Below are 25,087 nucleotides of genomic sequence, written 5' to 3'. Positions count from 1 at the left end.
GCGGCCCGCGGGGGTATGGATAGTGCGCCCCGGATGCGTAGGTGGAACGATGGCTTGCGTAAAGGCGGGCAGGAGGAGAATGAGGTACCGATGACTAGCCCATTCCAACCCGGACAACCACCCGCCGGCGGGGCTGCGGGTCGACGCAATGTGCCCGGGCTGCCGACGCCACCCAAAGGCTGGCCGGTGGGTTCCTACCCCACCTACGCCGAGGCGCAGCGTGCCGTCGACTACCTGTCCGATCAGGAGTTTCCCGTCCAGCAGGTGACCATCGTGGGGGTGGACCTGATGCAGGTGGAACGCGTCACGGGCCGGCTGACCTGGGGCAAGGTGCTCGGCGGCGGAGTGCTCAGCGGTGCCTGGCTCGGTTTGTTCATCGGCCTGGTGCTCGGCTTCTTCAGCCCGAACCCGTGGGGCGCGCTGATCACCGGCCTGGTCGCCGGAGTTTTCTTCGGGCTGATCACGTCGGCCGTGCCGTACGCCATGGCCCGGGGCACCAGGGACTTCAGCTCGACCATGCAGTTGGTCGCCGGCCGATATGACGTGCTGTGCGACCCCCAGAACGCCGAGAAAGCGCGAGATCTGCTGGCGCGTCTGGCGATCTGACTGGTGAACCGTCGCGTGCGGCGGTGGGGGGCGGCCGCACTGGCGGCGTTGACCACCGCCTCGGTGCTCTCGGCCTGCGGGTCGGGCGGTCACGGTCTGGTGATCAGCTTCTACACGCCGGCCACCGACGCAGCGACGTTCACCGCCGTCGCCCAACGGTGTTCGGAACAGGCCGCCGGCCGGTACCGCATTGAGCATGTGAGCCTGGCCAGATCGCCCGACCAGCAACGGCTGCAACTTGCCAGGCGACTGACCGGGCACGACGACACCCTGGACGTGATGGCGCTGGACGTGGTGTGGACCGCCGAGTTCGCCGAAGCGGGGTGGGCGCTGCCGCTGTCCGACGATCCGACGGGACTGACCGAGTCCGACGCCACCGCCGATACCCTGCCGGGTCCGCTGAAGACGGCGACCTGGAATCATCGCGTCTACGGTGCCCCCGTCACCACCAACACCCAATTGCTTTGGTACCGAACGGATCTGGTGCGTCAACCGCCGCGCGACTGGGCTGCCATGGTGGCGGAGGCGGGCCGCTTGCAGGCCTCGGGTGAGCCCAGCTGGATCGCCGTGCAGGCCAACGAGGCCGAGGGGCTGGTGGTCTGGTTCAACACCCTGCTGGTCAGCGCGGGCGGGCAGGTGCTCTCCGAAGACGGCAAGCGCGTCACCCTGACCGACACCCCCGAACACCGCGCCGCGACGGTGAGCGCGCTGCAGATCCTGAAGGCGGTGGCCACCGCGCCGGGGGCAGACCCGTCGATCACCCGCAGCGACGAGGGCGCGGCGCGGCTGGCTGTCGAACAGGGCAAGGCGGCGCTGGAGGTCAACTGGCCCTACGTCTTTGCCTCGATGCTGGAGAACGCGGTGAAAGGCGGTGTGGCGTTCCTGCCGCTGAACCGTGACCCCGCCCTGTCCGGCAGCGTCAACGGAGCCGGTACGTTCACGCCGAGCGACGAGCAGTTCAACCTGGCCTACGCGGCCAGTCAGCGGGTGTTCGGTTTCGCGCCCTACCCCGGGGTGGCGGCCGGCCAACCGGCCAAAGTCACGATCGGCGGGCTGAATCTGGCGGTGGCCAGCACCACCGGGCACCGGCGTGAAGCGTTCGAAGCAGTCCGCTGCATACGCAACCTGCAGAACCAGAAGTACATCGCGATCGAAGGCGGACTGCCTCCGGTACGGACCTCGCTGTATTCCGATCCGCAGTTCCAGGCTAAGTACCCGATGTACGGCATCATCCGCCAGCAACTCACCGATGCCGCGGTGCGCCCCGCTACTCCGGTGTACCAAGCGGTGTCGATCCGATTGGCTTCGGTGCTGAGTCCGATCACGGCGATCGACCCGGAACGCACGGCCGACGAACTCGTCGTGCAGGTGCAGAAGGCGATCGACGGCAAAGGGTTGCTGCCGTGAACGGCGACCATGCAGCGCGAAGCGATGAGGAACGGCGCCATGTCGTCTGAACGGCGGCTCGCGTACCTGCTCGTCGCACCCGCGGTGACCCTGATGCTCGCGGTGACCGCCTACCCCATCGGTTATGCGATATGGCTGAGCCTGCAGCGCAACAACCTGGCCACTCCCGAGGACACCGCGTTCGTCGGACTGGGCAATTACCAGACGATCCTGACCGACCGGTACTGGTGGACCGCACTGGCCGTGACGCTGGCGATCACCGTCGTCTCGGTGACGCTGGAATTCGTGCTCGGGCTGTCCCTGGCGCTGGTGATGCATCGCACCCTGATCGGCAGGGGACTGGTACGCACCGCGGTGCTGATCCCGTACGGCATCGTCACGGTCGTCGCGTCCTACAGCTGGTACTACGCCTGGACGCCGGGCACCGGTTACCTCGCCAATCTGCTACCTGGCGGGAGTGCGCCACTGACGCAACAGATTCCGTCGCTCGGTGTGGTGGTGATCGCTGAGGTGTGGAAGACGACCCCGTTCATGGCGCTGCTATTGCTGGCCGGATTGGCGCTGGTGCCCGAGGACCTGTTGAAGGCGGCACAGGTCGACGGCGCGGATGCCTGGCGGCGGCTGACCAGGATCACCCTGCCGATCATCAAGCCCGCGGTGGTGGTGGCGGTGCTGTTCCGGACGCTGGACGCGTTCCGGATCTTCGACAACATCTACGTGCTGACCGCCGGCGCCAACAACACCGGGTCGGTGTCGATCCTGGGCTACGACAATCTGTTCAAGGGCTTCAACCTCGGCCTGGGCTCGGCGATCAGCGTGCTGATCTTCCTGTGCGTGGGCATCATTGCGCTGGTTTTCATCAAGCTGTTCGGCGCATCGGCTCCGGGGAGCGACCTAGATGTCCGGTGACCCCGTCAAGCGCGCGACGTTCTGGGTCGTGATCGACATGCTGGTGGTCGGCTATGCCTTGCTGCCGGTGCTGTGGATCCTTAGCCTGTCGCTCAAGCCGACGTCAATGGTCAAGGACGGCAAGCTGATTCCGTCATCGGTGACGCTGGACAACTATCGCGGCATCTTCCGTGGTGATTTCTTTTCCTCGGCGCTGGTCAATTCGATCGGCATCGGGTTGACCACCACCGTGATCGCGGTGGTGCTGGGCGCGATGGCGGCCTATGCGGTGGCCCGGTTGAGTTTCCCGGGTAAGCGCGCCCTGATCGGAATGACGCTGCTGATCACGATGTTTCCCGCGATCTCGCTGGTGACGCCGCTGTTCGATATCGAACGCGCCGTCGGGTTGTTCGACACCTGGCCCGGGCTGATCCTGCCCTACATCACCTTCGCTTTGCCGCTGGCGATCTATACGCTGTCGGCGTTCTTTCGCGAGATCCCCTGGGACCTGGAGAAAGCGGCCAAGATGGATGGCGCCACGCCTGCCCAGGCGTTCGTCAAGGTGATCGTCCCGCTGGCGGCCCCGGGCTTGGTGACGGCGGCCATCCTGGTGTTCATCTTCGCCTGGAACGACCTGCTGCTCGCCTTGTCGCTCACGGCCACCCGGGCAGCGATTACGGCGCCGGTCGCGATCGCGAACTTCACCGGCAGCTCCCAATTCGAAGAGCCGACCGGGTCGATCGCCGCGGGTGCGATCGTGATCACGATTCCGATCATTGTCTTCGTTCTCATATTCCAACGACGCATTGTTGCCGGGTTGACCTCCGGCGCTGTGAAGGGATAGCGCGATGGCCGAGATTGTGCTGGAACACGTCAACAAGAGTTACGCCGACGGGCATACCGCGGTGCGTGATCTGAGCATCACCATCGCCGACGGCGAGTTCCTGATTCTGGTCGGGCCGTCCGGCTGTGGGAAGACCACCACACTGAACATGATTGCCGGACTGGAAAATATCACCTCGGGTGAGTTGCGCATCGGCGGTGAACGGGTCAACGAGAAAGCGCCCAAGGACCGCGACATCGCCATGGTGTTCCAGTCCTATGCGCTGTATCCGCACATGACGGTCCGGCAGAACATCGCGTTCCCACTGACGCTGGCGAAGATGAAGAAGGCCGATATCGCGCAGAAGGTCGAGGAGACGGCCCGGATCCTGGACCTGACAGACCTGTTGGACCGTCGCCCCTCGCAGTTGTCGGGCGGTCAGCGCCAGCGGGTGGCGATGGGCCGGGCGATTGTGCGCCAGCCCAAGGCTTTTCTGATGGACGAGCCGCTGTCCAACCTGGACGCCAAGCTGCGGGTACAGATGCGCGGCGAGATCGCGCGCCTGCAGAAGAGGCTGGGCACCACCACCGTCTACGTGACCCACGACCAGACCGAGGCCATGACGCTGGGGGATCGGGTGGTGGTGATGCATGGCGGTATCGCACAGCAGATCGGCACGCCCACCGAGCTTTACGAGCGGCCCGCGAATCTGTTCGTGGCCGGCTTCATCGGTTCACCGGCGATGAACTTCTTCCCGGCCACGCTGACGTCGTTCGGATTGAGGCTGTCGTTCGGGGAGGTGACGTTGACGCCGGAGGTGCAGCAGGTGATCGCCGGACACCCCGAACCGGAGAACGTCATCGTGGGATTGCGTCCCGAGCATATCCACGACGCGGCGCTGATCGACGGCTACCAGCGGATCGGCTCGCTGACCTTCGAGGTCACCGTCGACCTGGTCGAGTCGCTGGGCTCCGACAAGTACGTGTACTTCACCACCGCGGGTCCGCAGGTGCATTCGGCCCGGCTGGACGAGGTGGCCGCCGAATCGGAAGTACATGAGAACCGTTTTGTGGCAAGGGTTCCCGCCGAGTCGAAAGCGGCGACCGGGCAACCGATCGAGTTGGCGTTCGATCCCGGCAAACTCGCTGTGTTCGACGCCGACTCCGGTGTGAACCTGACGGTGCCGGCCGCGCAGTGATTCTCGACGACGTCCGCGCCCACCTGCGCGACCACTTCGGCGCCCAGCCCGATTCGGCGAGCGTGACCTTCCTTGGTGCGGAGCCGATCGAGGTGCTGCGTTTCCGGGATCAGCCGGTGGTGCACTATGTTTCGCTGGGCTGCTCGCGCTACCCGATGACCGACCCGACCGAGATGATCACCGACCACCTACGCGGCCCGCGCGCCGAAGTGGTTCTGGCCCTGCGTGACCCCGGTCCGATCAAGGGGCTGGTACGCACCATGGCGATCCTGGCCGCCACGCCGGCGGTGGACGGTCTGGTGCTGGTGCCCGATGCGCTGATCGACCTGGGGGCGCCGTTGTGGCAGCCTGCTCCGTTCACCGCGGTGTTGCTGGGGCACAGCGACGTTCCCGATCTGGCGCTGGAGCCGCCGCGCGAGCCGGTGCAGTTCCTGTCCGCCACACCCATCACGGCCAACGAAGCGGCCTGGGTCCGGCTCAAAGGCGCCGCCGCCATGCGCGAGGCCTGGCGGAATGATGGAGTGGACGTGCTGGACCCGAATCGTCCTGCGGCGCAGCCCAGTTGAGCGGGCGCACCGTCGAGTGTGAATCGCGCGACGCGACATGCCGCCGGAGCGTCGGGTAATTCACGGTCGCGACGGGCGGCGGGACGGGCGAGAGCCGCTAAAGCCAGTCGCGGCGGCGGAAACTGAAGTAGAGGGCCACACAGATCACCACCATGGCGGCGACCACAGTGGGGTAGCCCCACCGTGAGTCGAGTTCGGGCATGAAGTGGAAGTTCATGCCGTAGATCCCAGCGACCATGGTGGGCACGGCGACGATACCGGCCCAGGCCGAGATCTTGCGCATGTCCATGTTCTGCTGCATCCCGACCCGGGCGAGCGCGGCCTGCACCAAGGAGTTGAGCATGTCGTCGTAGCTGGCGATCTGTTCAGCGGCCTGGGTCTGGTGGTCGGCGACGTCGCGCAGGTAGCGGCGCACTTCCTTGTTGATCAGGTCCTTATTCTCGACCTGCATGCGCTGGAAGGCATTCGAGAGCGGCGCCACACACCGGCGCAACTCCACGACTTCGCGCTTGAGCAGGTAGATCGGCTCGACGTCGATCTTCTTGCCCGGCGCAAAGGCGACCACCTCGATGGCGTCCACGTCGTCTTCCATCAGGCTGGTGACGCCCAGGTAGTGGTCCACCACGTAGTCGGCGATCGCGTGCATCACCGCATACGGGCCCAGTCGCAGATGCTCGGGGTTGCAATCCATCCGCTTACGGACCTCGTGCAGGCCGCCATGCTCGCCGTGACGGACGGTCACCACGAAGTCGGCGCCGATGAAGATCATGATCTCCCCGGTTTCGACGATCTCGCGGGCCAGCACCACCGACTCGTGCGGCACATAGTTCACGGTCTTGAGCACCAGGAACAGGGAATCGTCGTAGCGCTCGAGCTTGGGGCGCTGGTGGGCGACCACGGCGTCCTCGACGGCCAACGGGTGCAAACCGTACGCATCGGCCACCTCTTGCATCTGCGCTTGGTCCGGCTCGTGCAGCCCGATCCAGGCGAAAGCCTCCTGACCGTCCTGCTCGAGGTCGCGGACCTTCGCCAGCGCGTCAGCGGGGGTGAACTTTCCGGGCAGCCGGCGTCCGTCGACGTAGACGCCGCAGTCGACCAACGTCTGGGCCGGCGGATTGGGGACCGGATGCACATGCTGCTGGCGAGTTCGCGCGACGGGGCGGAGAGCTTCGGGCAATGCGTCAAACCCTGGGAACACATCCACCTCCAATCACGGCGCCGGTCTGTAGGCGGTGGTCATCGTACGCGCCCGGGCCGAACAAAAAGAGACGTAACGGTGCTGTCAGCAGCTACTTCCCAGCTGCCCGGCGGACCGGCGATTTCGCAGAGGCGGCGGTGCGCTAGTTTCGACCCGAACCAGTCTTACTCAAAGGAGCAGAACCGACGTGAGCGCAAGTCCTCTCAAGGTCGCCGTCACCGGTGCCGCCGGGCAGATCGGCTACAGCCTGTTGTTCCGCCTGGCCAGCGGCTCGCTGCTGGGCCCGGACCGTCCGATCGAGCTGCGGCTGCTGGAGATCGAGCCGGCACTCAAGGCGCTCGAGGGCGTGGTGATGGAACTGGACGACTGCGCGTTCCCGCTGCTGGCCGGCGTGGAGATCGGCGCTGACGCCAACAAGATCTTCGACGGCGTGAACCTCGCTCTGCTGGTCGGCGCGCGGCCGCGTGGCCCGGGCATGGAGCGCGGCGACCTGCTGGAGGCCAACGGCGCGATCTTCACCGCCCAGGGCAAGGCGCTGAACTCGGTGGCCGCCGACGACGTGCGCATCGGCGTCACCGGCAACCCGGCCAACACCAACGCGCTGATCGCGATGACCAACGCCCCCGACATCCCCAACGAGCGGTTCTCCGCGCTGACCCGGCTGGACCACAACCGGGCCATCTCGCAGCTGGCCCGCAAGACCGGGGCCAAGGTCACCGACATCAAGAAGATGACGATCTGGGGCAACCACTCGGCCACCCAGTACCCGGACATCTTCCACGCCGAGGTGGGCGGCAAGAACGCCGCCGAGGTCGTCAACGACCAGGACTGGATCGAGAACGACTTCATCCCGACCGTCGCCAAGCGCGGCGCGGCCATCATCGACGCCCGCGGCGCCTCCTCGGCCGCCTCGGCAGCCTCGGCCACCGTCGACGCGGCCCGCTCGTGGTTGCAGGGCACCCCGGACGGCGACTGGGTGTCGATGGCCGTGATCTCCGACGGCTCCTACGGCGTGCCCGAAGGCCTGATTTCGTCGTTCCCGGTCACCACCAAGGACGGCAACTGGTCGATCGTGCAGGGCCTGGAGATCGACGACTTCTCCCGTGCCCGGATCGATAAGTCCACCGCGGAGCTGGCCGACGAGCGCAGCGCCGTGACGGAGCTGAAGCTGATCTGAGTCCGCGCGGATTGCCGCGAAGAGACGCAAAATCGCCTGGGAGCGCCAGCTCCCAGGCGATTTTGCGTCTGCTCGCGCAGCTAGCTGCCGCGGCCGGAAATGGGATTTCCATGCCCGTTCCGATAGCGATTCTGGATTGATAGCCGGGCTGAGTAGTCTGAGTGCCGTGTCCGAAACCCTCGAGAGCTCCCAAGTCATCGTCACGGACGACGAAATCTTCGTGGCACACGAAGGCGGCAAGCTTTCGGTAGGCCTGACCTCTCCGCTCGACACCCAGCGCGCGCTGTCGATCGCCTATACCCCGGGCGTGGCACAGGTGAGCCGTGCGATCGCCACGGACCGCACCCTGGCTGCGCGCTACACCTGGGCCAACCGGCTGGTCGCCGTGGTGAGCGATGGGACCGCCGTACTCGGCCTCGGTGACATCGGCCCGGAGGCGTCGTTGCCGGTGATGGAAGGCAAGTGCGCGCTGTTCAAGGAGTACGGCGGGCTGAACGCCATCCCGATCGTGCTGGACACCAAGGATCCCGACGAGATCGTCGAAACCCTGGTGCGGCTGCGGCCGACGTTCGGCGCCGTCAACCTGGAGGACATCTCGGCGCCGCGCTGTTTCGAGATCGAGCGGCGGGTCATCGAGGCGCTGGACTGCCCGGTGATGCACGACGACCAGCACGGCACCGCGGTGGTCTCCCTGGCGGCGATGATGGGCGCCACCAAGGTGCTGGGCCGGGACATGACCTCGCTGCGGGTGGTGGTCTCCGGCGCCGGAGCCGCCGGCGTGGCCTGCACCAATCTTCTTCTGGCAAGCGGGGTTTCGGATATCACCGTGCTGGACTCGCGCGGCATCGTGCACAACGGCCGTGACGACATGAACAGCGTCAAGGTGGACCTGGCCCGGCGCACCAACCCGAGCGGTCGCACCGGTGGGATGGTCGAGGCGCTCGACGGCGCCGACGTCTTCCTCGGGGTGTCCGGCGGACTGGTCCCCGAGCAGCTGATCGCGACCATGGCACCCGACGGAATCGTGTTCGCGCTGTCCAACCCGGACCCCGAGATCCATCCCGACGTCGCGGCCAAGTACGCGGCAGTCGTGGCCACCGGGCGCAGCGACTTCCCGAACCAGATCAACAACGTGCTGGCGTTCCCCGGCATCTTCCGCGGCGCGCTGGACGTCGGGGCGCGCCGCATCACCGAGAAGATGATGGTGGCCGCGGCCGAGGCGATCTATTCGGTGGCCAGCGAAGACCTCGCCGTCGACCGGATCGTGCCGAGCCCGCTGGACCGGCGCGTCGGAGAAGCCGTGGCTACCGCCGTGGCGCTGGCCGCAGAAGACTCCCACTGGGTGTGAGCATCGGCAGGCTGGCCGCGCTGCTGCTCGGCCTGGTGCTGATCGTCGCCGGGTGTTCGGGCCAAGACGGCCGCCGGCACCCGGATCTGGCGGTCGGATCCGCTCTGGACGGGGATTCGAAGTTACTTGCCGCACTGTATGTTTCGGCCTTGCGGTCGTACGGGTTTCCGTCGCACGCCGAGGCGGCCGCGGACCCGATGGCCAAACTGGACTCCGGTGCGTTCACGGTCGTTCCCGGCTACACCGGCCGGGTGCTGCGTCAGTTGCAGCCGGGTGCCTCCGAGCTGGCCGACAAGCAGGTGTACCAAGCCATGAACGCCGCGCTGCCCGAAGGCGTGGCCGCCGGTGATTACGCCACCGCTGCCGAGGACAAGCCGACGTTGATCGTGACGCCCGCGACCTCAGCGGCCTGGGGCGGTAGCGATCTGACCCTGCTGCTCACGCACTGCGACGGACTGGCGGTCGGTGCGGTCACCGGACGGCCGGCACCTTCGCCGGTGGGCTCGTGCAAGCTGCCCGCCCCGCGCGAATTCCCGGACGGCACAACGATGTTCGCCGCACTACGGGCCGGCGAACTGACCGTGGCGTGGGCAACCTCGGCCGACCCCGGCATTCCGCCGGACCTGATCGCGTTGGCTGACAGCAGCAAAGATTCATTGGTCCAGGCCGAGAACGTGGTGCCGCTGTACCGGCGCAACGCGTTGAGTACCCGACAGTTGTTGGCAGTCAACGAGATTGCCGGGGTGCTCGACACCGCCGCGCTGGCCGACCTGCGCCGCAAGGTCGCTGCCGGGGCCGACCCGCAGGTGGTGGCCGACGGGTGGTTGGGCGAGCACCCGCTGGGACGCTAGCTGGGGATGATGCGGCCGGTGACCAGTTCGACGATCCGCTGGTAACCCGAGCCGGTCACCCGCACCATCATGTCCAGCGCGACGGCGTCGGGACCGACGAGCACCCGCGCCTTGTTCTTGCGTACCGCGTTGAGGATGATCTTGGCGGCCTTGCGCGGGCTGGTATTGGCCAGCCGCTTGTCGAACAACTGGGCCAGCTCGTCGCGGTCGAGCCCTTCGGCCACGGTGGCGTTGCGGGCGATCGCGGTCTTAATGCCGCCGGGGTGCACGGTGGTGACGCCGACGCGGTGGCCGCTCTGGCGCATCTCCTGGCGCAGTGCCTCGGTGTAGCCGCGGACCGCGAACTTGGCTGCGTTGTAGGCGGAATAGCCGGGTACCGAGAACAGGCCGAACACGCTGGAGATGTTGATGACGTGCCCGTCGCCGGAGGCGATCAGGTGCGGCAGGAACGCCTTGGTGCCGTTCACCACACCCCAGAAGTCGACATCCATCACCCGCTCGATGTCCTTGAACTGCTCGACTTCCACGCTGCCGGTGTGCCCGATGCCGGCGTTGTTGTAGATCTGGTTGACCTTGCCGAAGTGCTCTTTGACCTCGTCGGCATACAGCAGGAAGCTCTCGCGCTCAGTGACGTTGAGCCGGTCGGCCTTGACCTGCACGCCGATCGCCTTGAGCTGCTCCTCGGTGTCGGCCAGTCCCTCGGTGTCGATGTCGCTGATCGCCAGGCTGGCACCGGAGCGGCCCAGTTCGACGGCCAGCGCCTGCCCAATTCCCGACCCCGCGCCGGTTACCACGGCGACCTTGCCCGCGAACCCCTCCATGAGCACCCTCCCTTGTCCGAAGCTCCGCGTCGAGATTAGCCGGTACCGGTGGTCCGAGGTATCAGTGGGTGCCACGAGTCAGAGTTCCGAAAGTCGGACGTAAAGGCTCTAAACCTCGCCCTCCCTTGCCTCGCGCACGCCTGAACCGCCGCAGAGTGCGTCCCTCCGAAGCACGGGTCGCGCGCAGGTCTGCGGTATCGTCGTCGACGATCGCAGGAGCCTGACGAGCACGAATGCAACGGGTGAAGCACTGTGAAAGTAGGCGAGCCGCTGCCGTTCGGGACGGTGACGTGGCTACTGGCCGAGGCGGCGGACTCGACCCGGCTATGGCGCACGGATGCGCAGGCCATGAACTCCGCCGTGGCCCGTCTCGATCACGCCGTGTGCGACGTGATCGACACCTACGGGGACGTGCGGCGTCTGGAGCAGGGCGAGGCCGGACGGTTGATCCTCGCGTTTGCCCGCCCCTCCGACGCCGTGGCCGCCGCGCTCGACTTGCAGCGAGCGCCGCTGAGCCCCATCGAGTTGCGCATCGCGCTGCACACCGCCGAGGTTCGGGCGCGTGGCGGCACCAACGATGCCGGTCTCACGGTGGACAAGACGGCACGTCTGCGTGATCTGGCCCATGGTGGCCAGACGGTGATGTCGGCCGCCACGGAAAGCCTGATCCTCGATCGCCTTCCGGCCGGTGCGTGGTTGACCGACCTGGGAACCCACCGGCTGCGCGACATACCGCGTGCGGAGCGCGTGGTGCAGTTGAGTCATCCGGACGTGCGTGTCGAGTTCCCGCCGCTGCGCAGCTTCGGTGACGCTGTTGCACGCTGGCTTCCTACCCCGTTGACGAGCTTTGTCGGACGCGGCGCGCAGATCGAGCAGATCCGCGGGTTGTTGGCCGGCAACCGGCTGGTGACGCTCACCGGCACCGGCGGCGTCGGCAAGTCGCGGCTCGCGGCGGAGGTGGCGGCGCAGCTGGCTGGAGAGTTCAGCGCTGCCTGGTACGTGGATTTGGCCCCGGTCAGCGAGCCGGAGCTGGCCGCAATCGCGGTTGCGCGGGCACTCGGGCTTCATGACCAGCCGGGCAGTCCCACCTTGGACAGCGCGCTGCGTTACCTCGCCGACAGTGACGCGTTGCTGGTGTTGGACAACTGTGAGCACCTGCTCGATGCGGTTGCCGCAGTGGCGATTGCGTTTCTGGACGGCTGCCCGGAGGTGCGTTTGCTGGCCACCAGCCGTGAGCCGCTGCGGATCGCCGGAGAGGTGAACTGGCGCGTCCCGCCGCTGTCGCTGGCCGATGAAGCGGTCGAATTGTTCAACGACCGGGCACGGCGAGCCCGGCCGGATTTTCGCCTTACCGAGGACGAGGCTGCCACGGTGGCCAGAATCTGCGCGGGCCTGGACGGTGTGCCACTGGCCATCGAGCTGGCGGCGGCACGGGTGCGGGCGCTCACCCTCGACGAGATCGCCGACGGGCTGAGTGACCGGTTCCGGTTGCTGACAGGCAGTGCACGCACCTCGGCTCCCCGGCAACAGACGCTGTGGGCCTCGGTGGACTGGTCCTATCGGCTGCTGACCGGGCCCGAACAGACGCTGTTCCGTCGCATCGGTGTCTTCGTGGGTTGCTTCAGCCTCGACGCTGCGCAGGCGGTGGCGGGGGACTTTCAGCGGCACCAGGTCCTCGACGGGCTGACGCTGCTGGTCGACAAATCGCTGGTCGTGGCCGAAGACAAGGGCGGGCGGACGTGCTTTCGCCTGCTGGAAACGGTCCGTCACTACGCGCTGGAGAAGCTGGCCGAATCCGGCGAGCTGGACCGGGTGCGGCAACGGCACCGGGACTACTACGTGGCGATGGCCGCCTCGTTGGAGGACCCGGCGCAACCGGACTACTCACGTCGCGTCGTCCGGGCGGAGATCGAACTCGGCAACCTGCGGGCGGCTTTCTTGTGGAGCAGCGAGCGTGCCGAGTTCGACGTGGCCCTGACGCTCGCGTCGTCGCTGCTGCCGGTGTGGATCGAGCGCGGCCGCGTCGGGGAGGGACGCGCCTGGTTCGGCAGCGTCTTCGGGTCTCCGCGGTGGACACAGCAGCAGGTCTCCGCCGCCGTGCAAGCCCGGGCGTTGGCCGACAAGGCGCTGCTCGACGTCTTTGTCGACGTGGGGTCGGGCATGGAGCAGGCCGAGCTCGCGCTGCAGATCGCGCGCAAGCTCGGCAACCCGGGTCTGCAGTGCTGGGCGCTCACCGTCCACGGCTTGATCACGATGGTCGTGGTCAGCGCCGAGCAGGCGGCGACGTTCTTCGCCGAGGCGATCGATCTCGCTCGGGGAGTGCGGGATCGCTGGCGGTTGAGTCAGATTCTCACGCTGCAAGCCGTCGACGCGCTCCTGGCGGGTTGCCCCGTTGCTGCCGGGGAAGCGGGGAGCGAGGGGCTCGATCTCGCCGACGAGATCGGGTACCGAACCGCGTCGATGTGGTGTCGCTGGTGCCTGGCGTTCGCGCTGATGATGCGGGGGGAGCTGGCCGTTGCCGTCGAACAATTCACCGCTCTGGTCGACGAAGCAGAGGCATCTCACGAGGTCATGCACCGGGCCAACGGCCTGCAGGGCCTGACCTACGCGCTGGCACACCAAGGGAAGCTCAAAGAAGCGCTCGCCGCCGCAGATGGCGCGCTGGAGGCGGCAAAACTGGGCGGCTACTACGCCGGTATGGGCTATTCGGCGCTGGCGCGGGCGGCGCTGGCGGCCGGAGACGTTGAAACAGCCAAAGCCGCCAGTGAGGAATCGTCCCGGAATCTCGCCTTGGCCGTCCCGCGGACGGCCGCGGCACGGAGTTCCATCCACGCACAGGTTGCCCTGGCCAGCGGTGATCTCGAAACGGCGCGCCGCTGGAGCGACCATGCGGTGCAGGTCACCAGTGGCCGGCACCTGGTGGTCGCGTTGCTCACGCGCGCACGGGTCGCGATGGCTGAAGGCAGGCGTGAACAGGCCGAGCGTGACGCCTACGACGCACTCGCCTCCGCCGAAGACAGCGGGGCGCACCTGGACGTTCCCGAGATCTTCGAATGCCTCGCCATCTTGAGCTGCGATTCCGGTGCTCATGTCCAGGCGGCGCGACTGTTCGGGATGGCAGAGACTGCGCGGCAGCGTCAGGGTTCGGTCAGGTTCGTCATTGACCAGGCCGCCTACGACATCGCCGTCCAGACCGTGCGCGATGCGTTAAGTCAACCGGAGTTCGACGGGGCCTGGGCCGAGGGGGCGTCGATGTCGAGCGAGGACGCGATCGGCTACGGACAGCGCGGGCAGACCGGCCGTAAACGGCCGGCCGCCGGTTGGGACGCACTCACCCCTTCGGAGCGTGACGTCGCGCGGCTGGTTACCGAGGGACTGTCCAACAAAGACGTGGGCACCCGGCTGTTCATCTCGCCGCGGACGGTGCAGACGCACCTGACTCACATCTATGCCAAGCTCGGCATCGCGTCGCGTGTTCAGCTCGTGCAGCAGGCGGTCAACCACGGGGCGTGACGTCCCCGAAAGCGGGCCCCCCCACGCGCCGCTACGCGAACGCGGTGTCGATGATCTCCTGCTGCTCCACAGCATGCACCTTCGATGAGCCCGACGACGGCGCCGACATCGCCCGCCGCGAGATCCGCTTGATCCCGCTGAGCCGCTCCGGCAGCACCTCCGGCAGGGTCAGCCCCAGCGACGGCCAGGCGCCCTGGTTGGCCGGCTCCTCCTGCACCCAGAAGTACTGCTTGACGTTGGGGTACCGGTTCAGCGTCTCGTCGAGCCGGCGTCGCGGCAGTGGGGCGAGCTGCTCGAGACGCACGATCGCCACGTCGTCGCGCTTGTCCTTGGCCTTGCGGGCGGCCAGCTCGTAATAGAGCTTGCCGCTGGTCATCAGGATCCGGCTGACCTTGCTCCGGTCGCCGTCGCCTTCGTCGTAAGTCGGTTCCTCGATCACCGAGCGGAACTTCATCTCGGTGAACTCCTTGATGTCGCTGACCGCGGCCTTGTTGCGCAACATCGACTTCGGCGTGAACACGATCAGCGGCCGCTTGACACCGTCCAGGGCGTGGCGGCGCAGCAGGTGGAAGTAGTTGGCCGGGGTCGACGGCATGGCGATCGTCATCGAACCCTCCGCCCACAACTGCAGGAAGCGTTCGATGCGCCCCGAGGTGTGGTCGGGACCCTGGCCCTCGTGCCCGTGCGGCAGCAGCAGCACCACCGTCGACAACTGGCCCCACTTCGCTTCACCGGAGCTGATGAACTCGTCGATGATGGACTGGGCGCCGTTGACGAAGTCGCCGAACTGCGCCTCCCACAGCACCACGGCGTCCGGGTTGCCCACGGTGTAGCCGTATTCGAAGCCCACCGCGGCGTACTCCGACAGCGGCGAGTCGTAGACCAGGAACTTGCCGCCGGTGGGGGTGCCGTCCTTGTTCACCGCCAGCAGCTGCAGCGGGGTGAACTCCGCGCCGTTGCTGCGATCGATGATCACCGAGTGCCGCTGGGAGAAGGTGCCGCGGCGGGTGTCCTGGCCGGAGAACCGCACCAGCTTGCCCTCGGCCACCAGCGAACCGAGTGCCAGTAGCTCGCCGAAGGCCCAGTCGATCTTGCCCTCGTAGGCCATCTCGCGGCGCTTGTCCAGCACCGGCTGCACCCGCGGATGCGCGGTGAAACCTTCGGGCAGCGCCTTGAACGCGTCGCCGATGCGGGCCAGCAGCGCCTTGTCCACCGAGGTGTCCAGGCCGGCCGGAATCATCTGCAGCGACTCGACCGATTCGCTGGGCTGGGCGCCGTGCTTCTCCAGCTCCTTGACCTCGTTGAACACCCGTTCCAGCTGACCCTGGTAGTCGCGCAGCGCGTCCTCGGCCTCTTTGAGCGAGATGTCGCCACGGCCGATCAGGGCTTCGGTGTAGCTCTTGCGCACGCCGCGCTTGTTGTCGACGACGTCGTACATGTACGGGTTGGTCATCGACGGGTCGTCGCCCTCGTTGTGACCGCGCCGCCGGTAGCAGAGCATGTCGATGATGACGTCCTTGTGGAACCGCTGCCGGAAGTCGACGGCCAGCTGGGCCACCCACACGCACGCCTCCGGGTCGTCGCCGTTGACGTGGAAGATCGGCGCGCCGATCATCTTGGCGACGTCGGTGCAGTACTCGCTGGACCGCGAGTACTCCGGTGCGGTGGTGAATCCGATCTGGTTGTTGACGATGATGTGGATGGTGCCGCCGACCCGGTAGCCGGGCAGGTGCGCCAGGTTCAGCGTCTCGGCCACGACACCCTGGCCGGCGAACGCCGCATCGCCGTGCAGCATCATCGGCACCACCGAGAAGGCCTTCTCGCCCTCGCTGTCGGTGTCGCCGTGGTTGAGCAGGTCCTGCTTGGCGCGCACCAGACCTTCCAGCACCGGGTCGACGGCTTCCAGGTGGGACGGATTGGCCGTCAGCGACACCTGAATGTCGTTGTCGCCGAACATCTGCAGGTACACGCCGGTGGCGCCCAGGTGGTACTTCACGTCACCGGAGCCGTGCGCCTGCGACGGGTTCAGGTTGCCCTCGAACTCGCTGAAGATCTGCGAGTACGGCTTGCCGACGATGTTGGCCAGCACGTTGAGCCGGCCGCGGTGCGGCATCCCGATAACCACCTCGTCCAGGCCGTGCTCGGCGCACTGGTCGATCGCGGCGTCCATCATCGGGATGACGCTTTCGGCGCCTTCGAGCGAGAAGCGCTTCTGGCCCACGTACTTGGTCTGCAGGAACGTCTCGAAGGCCTCGGCGGCGTTGAGCCGGCTCAGGATGTACTTCTGTTGTGCCACAGTCGGTTTGACGTGTTTGGTCTCGACCCGCTCTTCCAGCCAGCGCAGTTGCTCGGGGTCGAGGATGTGGGTGTACTCCACACCGATGTGGCGGCAGTACGCGTCGCGCAGCAGGCCCAGCACGTCGCGCAGTTTCTTGTACTCCGCACCGGCGAACCCGCTGACCTTGAACACCCGGTCGAGGTCCCACAGGGTCAGGCCGTGGGTCAGCACCTCGAGGTCGGGGTGGCTGCGGAACCGGGTCTTGTCCAGCCGCAGCGGGTCGGTGTCGGCCATCAGGTGGCCGCGGTTGCGGTACGCCGCGATCAGGTTCATCACGCGGGCGTTCTTGTCGACGATCGAGTCCGGGTTGTCGGTGCTCCAGCGCACCGGCAGGTACGGGATGCTCAGCTCGTGGAAGATCTCGTCCCAGAAGTCGTCCGAGAGCAGCATCTGGTGGATCGTCCGCAGGAAGTCGCCGGACTCGGCGCCCTGGATGATGCGGTGGTCATAGGTCGAGGTCAGCGTGATCAGCTTGCCGATGCCCAGTTCGGCGATGCGCTCCTCGCTGGCGCCCTGGAACTCGGCGGGGTATTCCATGGCACCGACGCCGATGATCGCGCCCTGGCCGGACATCAACCGCGGCACCGAGTGCACGGTGCCGATGGTGCCGGGGTTGGTCAGCGAAATCGTCACGCCGCCAAAGTCTTCGGCGGTGAGCTTGCCGTCGCGGGCCCGGCGCACGATGTCTTCGTAGGCCGAGACGAACTCGGCGAAGCGCAGTTCTTCGCAGCGCTTGATGCCGGCCACCACCAGGGCACGCTTGCCGTCCTTGCCCTGCAGGTCGATCGCCAGGCCCAGGTTGGTGTGCGCCGGGGTGACGGCGTTCGGCTTACCGTCGACCTCGGTGTAGTGCCGGTTCATGTTCGGGAACTGCTTGACCGCCTGCACCAGCGCATAGCCCAGCAGGTGGGTGAACGAGATCTTGCCGCCGCGGGTCCGCTTGAGCTGGTTGTTGATGACGATCCGGTTGTCGATCAGCAGCTTGGCCGGAATGGCCCGCACGCTGGTCGCCGTCGGCACCTCCAGCGACGCTGACATGTTCTTGACGACGGCCGCGGCCGCGCCGCGCAGCACCTGCACCTCGTCACCTTCGGCGGGCGGGGGAGGTGCGGCCTTCGGGGCTGCCGGGGCCGGCGCGGGTGCGCCGTTTCCGGATGCGCCGGCGGCGGTGGATTTGGCCGGCTTGACCGGCTCCGGGGCGGGCTTCGCCGGTGCTGCCGGCTTGGTTTCCGCGGGTGCGGCGGCCGCCGGCTTGGCCGGAGCTGCTGGCGCCGGCTTGGCGGGGGCGGGCTTGGCCTCGGCGGGCTTGGTCTTGGTGGCCGTGGGACCGTCCTGGCCCGCCTCGCCCGACGGCTCGGGGTTGTAGTCAACCAGGAACTCGTGCCAGCTCTCGTCGACCGAGGAGGGGTCGTCGCGGAACTTGCGGTACATCTCTTCGACCAGCCACTCGTTTTGCCCGAATGGAGAACTTATGTTGGCCACGGCCGCTGTTCGCCTCAATTCTTGTGTCCTGCAAGCGTTTTGGCGAACGCCTGCCACTCCTGGCGCCCCGGGTGGCGGGGCGCCTCACACCCCTCGGTGGTCGGTGAAGGGTACCGACCGTTTCTGACCCATAAAGGCTAGCGCTTTGCCCGCGATCCGCGAGAGAGACCAAGCGCTTTAGCCGGCATCCGGTTCAGCTGGCATCCCGGACGGGCGGCAGCACATGCAGGGTGACGGGCCACCGCTCCGGCGCCGGGCCGAAGGCCGAGCGTGAATTGCGGACCAGCTTCTTGCCCACCATCCGGTTGCCGATGGCGCCGATGATCGCTCCGATGCCGACGGGCAGCAGCTTGCCGAACATCAGGGCGCCCCGCTTGAGCGCGAACCGCTTGACGAAGCGCTTGAGCAGGCTGTTGTTCAGCTTCGATACGGCCGGCAGCGGCAGCGAGGCCATGCTCTCCGACACCCAGCCCCCGCTGGTCCGCCCGCCGCCGATCACCTGTGCCACGGCGGCCTTGCTGTTGTCGCCGACCAGCACGGCCAGCACCAGGGCGCGGCGCCGCTCCCGATGGTCGAGAGGGATGCCGTACACCGTGGCCAGCGCCAGCACCAGCAGCGCGGTGGCTTCCAGGAACACCGCGGTCTCGCCGGCCGCTGCCGACAGCGCGGCGATGGTGCCGATTCCGGGCAACGTCGCGGCGGCACCCACCGCCGCGCCGCTGGCCGTCACCGCGGCCACGAAGCGCTTCTCCAGCTTGGTCACGATCTCGGCCGGGCTGGCGCCCGGGTGCGCGCGGCGCAGACGTGCCACATACGCCTCGGCGGCCGGGCCCTGGATGCGCGAACTGCGTTCGATGATCTGGGCCAATGCCCTGCTGGATGCCTTCGGCCGGCCTCCGGAACCTCCGTTTTCGGCTGCCTGCTGGTCCGGTACCGACTTGTTTCGTCGAGCGCTCATAGTGCCTCTCTTCGGGACGGCGTCTCTTCAGGCTAACGCGCGTCCCGCAAGATGAGTGCCGGGCAGAAAAGCTTCACATAATCCTGCCGTCGGCCCTGCTCCGCCGTGGCCGGAGAGCATGGCGGGTAACGCAGCGGGAATAATGCGGGCTGGACTTCGCGTGACCCGATGCGGGAGCCGAAACGAGGTGCGATTGATGAGCACGGCGACGAGCCGGGTGGCCGGGGACAGCCTTTCCGGAAGCCCCTGGGCGGCGCTGTGGGCGATGATGCTCGGCTTCTTCATGATCATGCTCGACTCGACGATCGTCGCGGTGGCCAATCCGACGATCATGACCGCGCTGCATATCGGATACGCCACGGTGGTCTGGGTGACCAGCGCCTACCTGCTGGGCTACGCGGTGGTGTTGCTGGTCGCCGGCCGACTGGGCGACCGGTACGGCCCCAAGAACCTCTATGTGATCGGCCTGGTGGTCTTCACCTTCGCATCGGTGTGGTGCGGACTTTCCGGCAGTGCGGCGATGTTGATCGCGGCCCGCGTGGTGCAGGGGGTGGGGGCCGGGCTGCTCACCCCGCAGACGCTGTCGATGCTGACCCGGATTTTCCCGGCGAACCACCGCGGCTCCGCGATGAGCATGTGGGGGGCCACGGCCGGTGTCGCCAGCCTGGTCGGCCCGCTGGCCGGGGGGACGCTGGTCGACGGCCTGGGCTGGCAGTGGATCTTCTTCGTCAATGTGCCGGTCGGCGTGGTCGCGCTGGCGCTGGCGATCTGGCTGATTCCGGTCCTGCCCTTCCGCACGCAGCGCTTCGACCTGATCGGCGTCGCGCTGTCCGGCGTGGGGATGTTCCTGCTGGTGTTCGGGCTGCAGGAAGGTGAATCGGCGGACTGGAAGCCGTGGATCTGGGCAGTGCTGGTCGCCGGCGTCGGGTTCATGACGGCATTCATCTACTGGCAGTCGGTCAACCGGCGGGCACCGCTGGTGCCGCTGAACATGTTCGCCGACCGGGACTTCAGCCTGTGCAACATCGGAGTGGCCATCATCTCGTTCGCGACGACCGCGATGATGCTGCCGCTCACCTTCTACGCCCAGTCGGTGTGCGGCTTGTCTCCGACGCGCTCTGCCCTGCTGATCGCGCCGGTGGCGATCAGCAGCGGCCTGCTCGCGCCGCTCGTCGGGCTCATCATCGACAGGGTGCACCCGGTGCCGGTGCTGGGTTTCGGGTTTTCGGCGCTGGCGATCTCGATGACGTGGCTCGCGATGGAGCTGGAGCCGGGCACCCCGGTCTGGCGGCTGGTGTTGCCGTTCGTCGGTATCGGGGTGGGCATGGCGTTCGTCTGGTCACCGCTGGCCGCCACCGCCACCCGAAATCTGCCGATCGAGCAGGCCGGCGCCGGCTCAGGCGTCTACAACGCGACCAGGCAGCTGGGCGCGGTGCTGGGCAGCGCGGGCATGGCCGCGTTCATGACGTGGCGGATCAACGCCGAGATGCCGGGGGGCGCGGGTGTATCGAACGGAGAGGAGGCGGCCCTGCAGCTGCCCTCTTTCGTGCGGGAGCCCTTTTCGGCTGCGATGTCACAGTCGATGCTGTTGCCTGCGTTCATCGCTCTGTTCGGGATCGTCGCGTCGCTGTTCCTGGTCGGCGCGGTGAGTTCGGCTCTGAGCCGGCGCGAAGTGGACGACCTGGCCGGCTACGCGCTGGCCGACGAGTCGGACGACGACCTGGACGACGACGACGGTTACGTCGAATACATCCTTCGCCGGGAGCCGGACTCTGCCTACGACGTCAACACCCAGCCGCTGGTCGCAGTTCCCCGCCGCAACGGCGCTTCCCGGGTTCGTGTGCGCCCGGGGGCCGAGTATTCGCCCCAGTCCGATCCCGACGACCCGGTCGCCGGCCGAGTCTGACCGTCACCGCCCGCCGGTGAGCGCCAGGAACGCGCCCAGGTCCACCAGGCCGGCCGGGGTTGCGGGCAGGTACTGCGTCAGCAACTCCGATCGCACGATCACCGCCGCGTACTGCGCCCGGCTGATCGCCACGTTGAGCCGGTTGCGGTTGAGCAGGAATGAGATGCCGCGCGGTACCTCGTCAATCGAGGACGCCGTCATGGAGATGAAGACGACCGGTGCCTGCCCGCCCTGAAATTTGTCGACGGTGCCGACCCGGACCCCCGGCAGACCGGCCTCCGAGAGCTGGTGACGGATCAGGGTCACCTGGGCGTTGTACGGCGCCAGCACCAGCACATCCGCGGCGGCCAGCGGCCGCGTGCCGTGCTCGTCGGTCCACGGGCGGCCTAGCATGCGCCTTATCTCGGCCACGATGGCGGCCGCCTCCTGCGGGCTGTCGATCGAATTGCCTTGGTGGCGAACAGGAAATACGTGCACGCCGGGCTCGTAGTCGGCCAGGCGTCGCGCGGTGGTGCGTTCGGCGTGCGATCGCAGCCGGCCTTCGTAGGACAACGCCGAGACCGCGGCGCACACATCCGGATGCATGCGGTAGGACAGGTCCAGGAAGTACCCGCGCTCGTCGGGCAGCGTCTGCTGTCCGTCGACGAGCCATTCCAGCGCGGAGATATCCACTTTCTCCGGGTGAGTGCCCTGACTGACCTGCGGCAGTTGCTGCGGATCGCCGAGCAGTAACAGGTTGGTGGCCGACGGCGCGACGGCGATGGTGTTGGCCAGGCAGAACTGGCCCGCCTCGTCGATCACCAGCAGGTCCAGGCAGCCCGGCTCTACCCGCTGCGCATTGGCGAAATCCCATGCGGTGCCGCCGATTACGCAGCCCGCATGGTCGGCGATGAAAGCCGGATACCGGCTGGCGTCGATTTCCTGCCAGCGCGCGGCGGCGTGATCGTTGCTCTTCTTGGCGACCACGGCGGGTTCCAGACCGGCGTCGATCACGCAGTCCAGCACGTTTTCCACCGCCGCGTGTGACTGCGCTACCACGCCGACACGCCAATGGTGTTCGGTGACCAGAGTCTTGATCACCCGGGCGGCGGTGTGTGTCTTGCCGGTACCGGGTGGACCGTGCACCGCCAGGTAGGACGAATCGAGGCTCAGCGTCGCGGCCGTGATGTCGGCGACGGAGTCGCCGCTGCGCGGCAGAGCGCCGGCCCCACGCGTGCGTGGCGGGCGCCGCAGCAGCAGGTCGGTCAGGGCTGTGCGGGGCAGGGTGGGCAGTGCGGTGGCGACGGCGTGCGCGGTCGACGCGATGGACTCGCGCATCGCGGTCGTCTTCACCGGCGGTCCGGGTGTCAGGGCGACGGGAACCTGGTCGAAGGTGTTGCCGTCCTTGCCCGTTCGTTCCAGGATCGTCACTGTGGCGGGCAGGCTGGGGTCGTCCACACCGATGACCTGGGCGCGCCCGGCGCCCCGGCGGTCGGGATCCTCAGCCATGCCGGCCGGAGCCGGCGGTTCGTAGAGCGCGAACATCTCTGGATTCAGATCACCCCGGGCCAGCTCTCCCTGCAGCTGCAGCCGGCGCTGTGGCTTGCGGGCCCGCGGCGGTGTGTGCCAGTCGGCGACCACGGAGGCGGACTCGACGACGAAAACGTCTGTGTTGTTCGACCATTCGTCGAGCGGGTAGTTCAGCCGGTCGAAGTGCGACCACCAGAACGGCTTGTCCTCGCGCTGGTGGTATCCCCGGGCGGCGGCGATCAGGGCGACCGCTGTCTGCTCAGGCGTGCGGTCGTCGGCAGCGGCGTCACCGGTGAACTTCGCCAATGTCACCGCCAGCTGGTCGTGGTCTTTGATGGTGTCCCGCCCGGTGACCGGCTGCACGCCGATCGGGGTGACGCCCGACTCCCAGGCCAGCATCAACAACCAGTCCCGGAGCTTGCGGGTGGACAGGCAGTCGTAGTGGTTGTACTCCTCGATCTCCTTGAGCACCGTCGCCGCCTCGTCCGTACGGCCGCCGGCCACCAGCTCGCAGTACCGTGCATAGCAGGTGATCGAGTCGGTGGCGGTGGTGACATCACCCGAACGCAACTGGGAGCCCATGTAGAGCGGCTCCAGGGCCTTCAGGCTGAGGCTTTCGGCGCCGACCCGAATGCTCTTGCGCACCAGGGGATACAGGTCCACGAGTACCCCGTTGCGCAACAGGTCGTCGACCTCGTCCTCGCCGACACCGTAGCGGCCGGCCAGGCGCAGTAACGCCGTCTTCTCGTAGGCCGCGTAGTGGTAGATGTGCATGTCGGGATAGCGCTTGCGGCGTTTGGCCACCAGCGCCAGGAACTGCTTCAGCGCCGCGCGCTCGTCGATGCGGTTGTGCGCCCACAGCGGACGGAACGTGCCGGCCGGCCCCGCTTCCAGGACGCCGAACAGGTACTCCAACCCCCACTGGTTGCCGTCGGTGGTCCACAGGGGGTCGCCTTCGAAGTCGAAGAAGAGGTCGCCCGGGTTCGGTTCCGGCAACAGTGCCAGCGGCTGCGGGTCGGCCACCTCGAACTGCGCGGTACCGCTATCGCGTTGCCGCATCTGCATTTTGGCCTGAGCGGTCAGCGTGCCGAGAGCTTGCGGGCTCAGGCCCGGGACCGGTCGATCGTGGTCGGCCAGCTCGCCGATGGTGGTGATGCCGGCGTCAATAAGCTTCTCGCGCTGGGTGACTCGCATGCCGGCGACCAGTAGCAGGTCCTCGACGGCGCGCAGCTGTTCGGTGCACAGGGGGCAGCGGAAGCAGGCCTGCACTCCGGAGTCCTCCCAGCGCACCGCGCGACCGGTGGCGTGATGCTCGTCCAGCAGCTGCTGCAGCTGTGCGCGCTGCGTCCGGTAGACCGGAATCAGGTCACTCAGGCGATAGCGGACCACCGTGCCGTCGCCGAGTTCCAGTTCGGCCTCAGGGGCTATCGCGACATCCGCCGCGCTGAGCGCGTCGGCGTATGCCGCCAGCTGCAACAGCGCGGTCACTTTGGGCGACCGGGCCAGCTTGGTGTCGGTGACGCGATACCGCTCGCCGTCGCGGACAAGGAAGTCGGCGAAACCGACGAACCGGCCGTCGAACATGGCTGCCTGATAGACGACCGGGGCGCCGGCGGCGATGGCGCGCCTGGTTGCCTCGGCTGCGGCCGTCAGGCCGGCGTGAGTGTAGGCGGGCCGGCCGATGACGGCGACCTCGTCGCCGAACTGAGCGCGCAGCCGGTCCAGCCGGCGGCGCTCGTGGTCGCCGCCGAGAACCGCCGTGCGGGCCAGCAATTCGTCCTCCACCGCCACGGCGGGGCCGCGGCCGAGTTTGGCGTCGAAATCGCGCAGCAGGGCGTACTCGCACCGCGCCGCGGACGCGAGATCCGATGCGCTGTAGACGATGGTGCCGGCCGAGACGAACACAGGTGCAACGGTAGGCGAGGGGTGTGACAGTGCGACGGCGGCAGGGGCCCGCCAGTCATAGCAACCGGCCGCCCCGCGGTCGAAGCGTTGAGGAATTTCCCGGCGCGTTAATTAATTCATTTTTAATTGAGCGCAAATATCCGCGAAACGAAATTCTCGGTTGGGTGGGCCATTTCGCCGGGGCACTGTCACCGTCGTCCCACACCCGACGGGTGGTGACGGTGGCGCCGCCAGCGGAGGCGGTACCGGCGGAGACGGCAAGATCTTCGCGCTGGGTGACAACACCTCCGCCTCCGGCGCAGCGGCGACCGGCGGTGCCGGCGGCAGTGGCATCAACGTCGGCGGCACTGGCGGCACGGGCGGTCTCGGCCACATCTCGGCGACGCTCCCTGCCGGGACCGCTCCATTCCCGTCAGCGAACAACACCATCGCCACCGGCGGCCACGGCGGCAACGGCACCGGTGTCCTCGGCGGGGCCGGTGGTGCGGCGAACATCGACGCCACCGTCCACCAGAACCTGGATGGAACGATCATCGTTGCTCCGAACGGCGCGAATCTCCCGTAGACCCCGGAATGACCTGCTGGAAAGGCTG

17 protein-coding genes are annotated in these 25,087 nt (G+C 67.4%); 12 read left to right on the top strand and 5 right to left on the bottom strand.

What is annotated here, in order from left to right:
• Nucleotides 1-90 precede the first annotated feature (90 nt).
• From QXH22_RS21845 to QXH22_RS21820, 6 genes are read left to right on the top strand one after another with little or no spacing between them, the layout of a single operon-like run.
• On the top strand, nt 91-606 hold the full coding sequence (locus tag QXH22_RS21845) for a general stress protein (RefSeq protein ID WP_055579665.1): 516 nt from the start codon (nt 91-93) through the stop codon (nt 604-606).
• Nucleotides 607-2,013, top strand: coding sequence for an extracellular solute-binding protein (locus QXH22_RS21840; protein WP_306277355.1), 1,407 nt, complete (start codon nt 607-609; stop codon nt 2,011-2,013).
• A gap of 39 nt (nt 2,014-2,052) precedes the next feature.
• Complete coding sequence (locus QXH22_RS21835; RefSeq protein ID WP_306245378.1) at nt 2,053-2,922, top strand: carbohydrate ABC transporter permease; 870 nt, start codon at nt 2,053-2,055, stop codon at nt 2,920-2,922.
• The gene (locus QXH22_RS21830) at nt 2,912-3,745 is read left to right on the top strand and encodes a carbohydrate ABC transporter permease (RefSeq protein ID WP_306276994.1); all 834 of its coding nucleotides are present in this window, start codon (nt 2,912-2,914) and stop codon (nt 3,743-3,745) included. Before QXH22_RS21835 ends, QXH22_RS21830 begins: the two co-directional genes overlap by 11 nt.
• 4 nt (nt 3,746-3,749) lie before the next feature.
• The gene (locus tag QXH22_RS21825) at nt 3,750-4,922 is read left to right on the top strand and encodes an ABC transporter ATP-binding protein (protein WP_306245374.1); all 1,173 of its coding nucleotides are present in this window, start codon (nt 3,750-3,752) and stop codon (nt 4,920-4,922) included.
• Nucleotides 4,919-5,488 (top strand): suppressor of fused domain protein, encoded by a 570-nt coding sequence (locus QXH22_RS21820; protein WP_306245372.1) that lies wholly within the window; start codon nt 4,919-4,921, stop codon nt 5,486-5,488. The genes QXH22_RS21825 and QXH22_RS21820 overlap by 4 nt, the downstream gene beginning before the upstream one ends.
• Nucleotides 5,489-5,585: 97 nt before the next feature.
• Here QXH22_RS21820 and corA read toward each other — a convergent pair whose 3' ends face one another.
• Nucleotides 5,586-6,686, bottom strand: coding sequence for a magnesium/cobalt transporter CorA (gene corA, locus QXH22_RS21815; protein WP_306276993.1), 1,101 nt, complete (start codon nt 6,684-6,686; stop codon nt 5,586-5,588).
• Nucleotides 6,687-6,873: 187 nt separating this feature from the next.
• On the opposite strand from corA, the gene QXH22_RS21810 reads away from it, so the two are divergent.
• The 3 genes from QXH22_RS21810 to QXH22_RS21800 all read left to right on the top strand — a co-directional run bounded on the left by QXH22_RS21810 (nt 6,874) and on the right by QXH22_RS21800 (nt 10,062).
• Nucleotides 6,874-7,863: a malate dehydrogenase gene (locus tag QXH22_RS21810; RefSeq protein ID WP_065044179.1), complete on the top strand. Its 990-nt coding sequence runs from the start codon at nt 6,874-6,876 to the stop codon at nt 7,861-7,863.
• Between the two features lie 166 nt (nt 7,864-8,029).
• Nucleotides 8,030-9,211 (top strand): NADP-dependent malic enzyme, encoded by a 1,182-nt coding sequence (locus QXH22_RS21805; RefSeq protein ID WP_371934291.1) that lies wholly within the window; start codon nt 8,030-8,032, stop codon nt 9,209-9,211.
• Nucleotides 9,208-10,062 (top strand): glycine betaine ABC transporter substrate-binding protein, encoded by an 855-nt coding sequence (locus QXH22_RS21800; RefSeq protein ID WP_306245366.1) that lies wholly within the window; start codon nt 9,208-9,210, stop codon nt 10,060-10,062. Before QXH22_RS21805 ends, QXH22_RS21800 begins: the two co-directional genes overlap by 4 nt.
• On the opposite strand, the gene QXH22_RS21795 is transcribed toward QXH22_RS21800, so the two are convergent.
• Nucleotides 10,059-10,883 (bottom strand): SDR family oxidoreductase, encoded by an 825-nt coding sequence (locus QXH22_RS21795; RefSeq protein ID WP_306245364.1) that lies wholly within the window; start codon nt 10,881-10,883, stop codon nt 10,059-10,061. The genes QXH22_RS21800 and QXH22_RS21795 overlap by 4 nt on opposite strands.
• A 252-nt stretch (nt 10,884-11,135) precedes the next feature.
• On the opposite strand from QXH22_RS21795, the gene QXH22_RS21790 reads away from it, so the two are divergent.
• Complete coding sequence (locus QXH22_RS21790; RefSeq protein ID WP_306276992.1) at nt 11,136-14,396, top strand: LuxR family transcriptional regulator; 3,261 nt, start codon at nt 11,136-11,138, stop codon at nt 14,394-14,396.
• Nucleotides 14,397-14,427: 31 nt separating this feature from the next.
• On the opposite strand, the gene QXH22_RS21785 is transcribed toward QXH22_RS21790, so the two are convergent.
• Both QXH22_RS21785 and QXH22_RS21780 read right to left on the bottom strand, forming a co-directional pair.
• Complete coding sequence (locus QXH22_RS21785) at nt 14,428-18,216, bottom strand: multifunctional oxoglutarate decarboxylase/oxoglutarate dehydrogenase thiamine pyrophosphate-binding subunit/dihydrolipoyllysine-residue succinyltransferase subunit (RefSeq protein ID WP_306276991.1); 3,789 nt, start codon at nt 18,214-18,216, stop codon at nt 14,428-14,430.
• Nucleotides 18,217-18,409: 193 nt separating this feature from the next.
• Nucleotides 18,410-19,174 carry a hypothetical protein gene (locus QXH22_RS21780; RefSeq protein WP_306245359.1) on the bottom strand — a complete coding sequence of 255 codons (765 nt, stop codon included), beginning with the start codon at nt 19,172-19,174 and terminating at the stop codon, nt 18,410-18,412.
• Nucleotides 19,175-19,370: 196 nt separating this feature from the next.
• Here QXH22_RS21780 and QXH22_RS21775 point away from each other — a divergent pair, with 196 nt between their 5' ends.
• Nucleotides 19,371-21,080, top strand: a complete 1,710-nt coding sequence (locus QXH22_RS21775; RefSeq protein ID WP_306276990.1) for an MFS transporter — start codon at nt 19,371-19,373, stop codon at nt 21,078-21,080.
• Between the two features lie 3 nt (nt 21,081-21,083).
• Here QXH22_RS21775 and QXH22_RS21770 read toward each other — a convergent pair whose 3' ends face one another.
• Nucleotides 21,084-24,494, bottom strand: a complete 3,411-nt coding sequence (locus QXH22_RS21770) for a TM0106 family RecB-like putative nuclease (protein WP_306276989.1) — start codon at nt 24,492-24,494, stop codon at nt 21,084-21,086.
• 160 nt (nt 24,495-24,654) lie between these two features.
• On the opposite strand from QXH22_RS21770, the gene QXH22_RS21765 reads away from it, so the two are divergent.
• Nucleotides 24,655-25,059, top strand: a complete 405-nt coding sequence (locus tag QXH22_RS21765) for a hypothetical protein (protein ID WP_306245354.1) — start codon at nt 24,655-24,657, stop codon at nt 25,057-25,059.
• Nucleotides 25,060-25,087 lie beyond the last annotated feature (28 nt).

The organism is Mycobacterium sp. TY814, assembly GCF_030755175.1.
GTDB lineage: Bacteria > Actinomycetota > Actinomycetes > Mycobacteriales > Mycobacteriaceae > Mycobacterium.
This window is presented reverse-complemented; position numbering and strand designations above follow the sequence as displayed.

What these genes read in the sequence shown, in the direction of transcription:
- QXH22_RS21845 (WP_055579665.1), top strand. Translation starts at nt 91, where the DNA reads ATGACTAGCCCATTCCAACCCGGACAACCACCCGCCGGCGGGGCTGCG.
- QXH22_RS21835 (WP_306245378.1), top strand. Translation starts at nt 2,053, where the DNA reads ATGTCGTCTGAACGGCGGCTCGCGTACCTGCTCGTCGCACCCGCGGTG.
- QXH22_RS21830 (WP_306276994.1), top strand. Translation starts at nt 2,912, where the DNA reads ATGTCCGGTGACCCCGTCAAGCGCGCGACGTTCTGGGTCGTGATCGAC.
- QXH22_RS21825 (WP_306245374.1), top strand. Translation starts at nt 3,750, where the DNA reads ATGGCCGAGATTGTGCTGGAACACGTCAACAAGAGTTACGCCGACGGG.
- QXH22_RS21795 (WP_306245364.1), bottom strand. Translation starts at nt 10,883, where the DNA reads ATGGAGGGGTTCGCGGGCAAGGTCGCCGTGGTAACCGGCGCGGGGTCG.
- QXH22_RS21780 (WP_306245359.1), bottom strand. Translation starts at nt 19,174, where the DNA reads ATGAGCGCTCGACGAAACAAGTCGGTACCGGACCAGCAGGCAGCCGAA.
- QXH22_RS21775 (WP_306276990.1), top strand. Translation starts at nt 19,371, where the DNA reads ATGAGCACGGCGACGAGCCGGGTGGCCGGGGACAGCCTTTCCGGAAGC.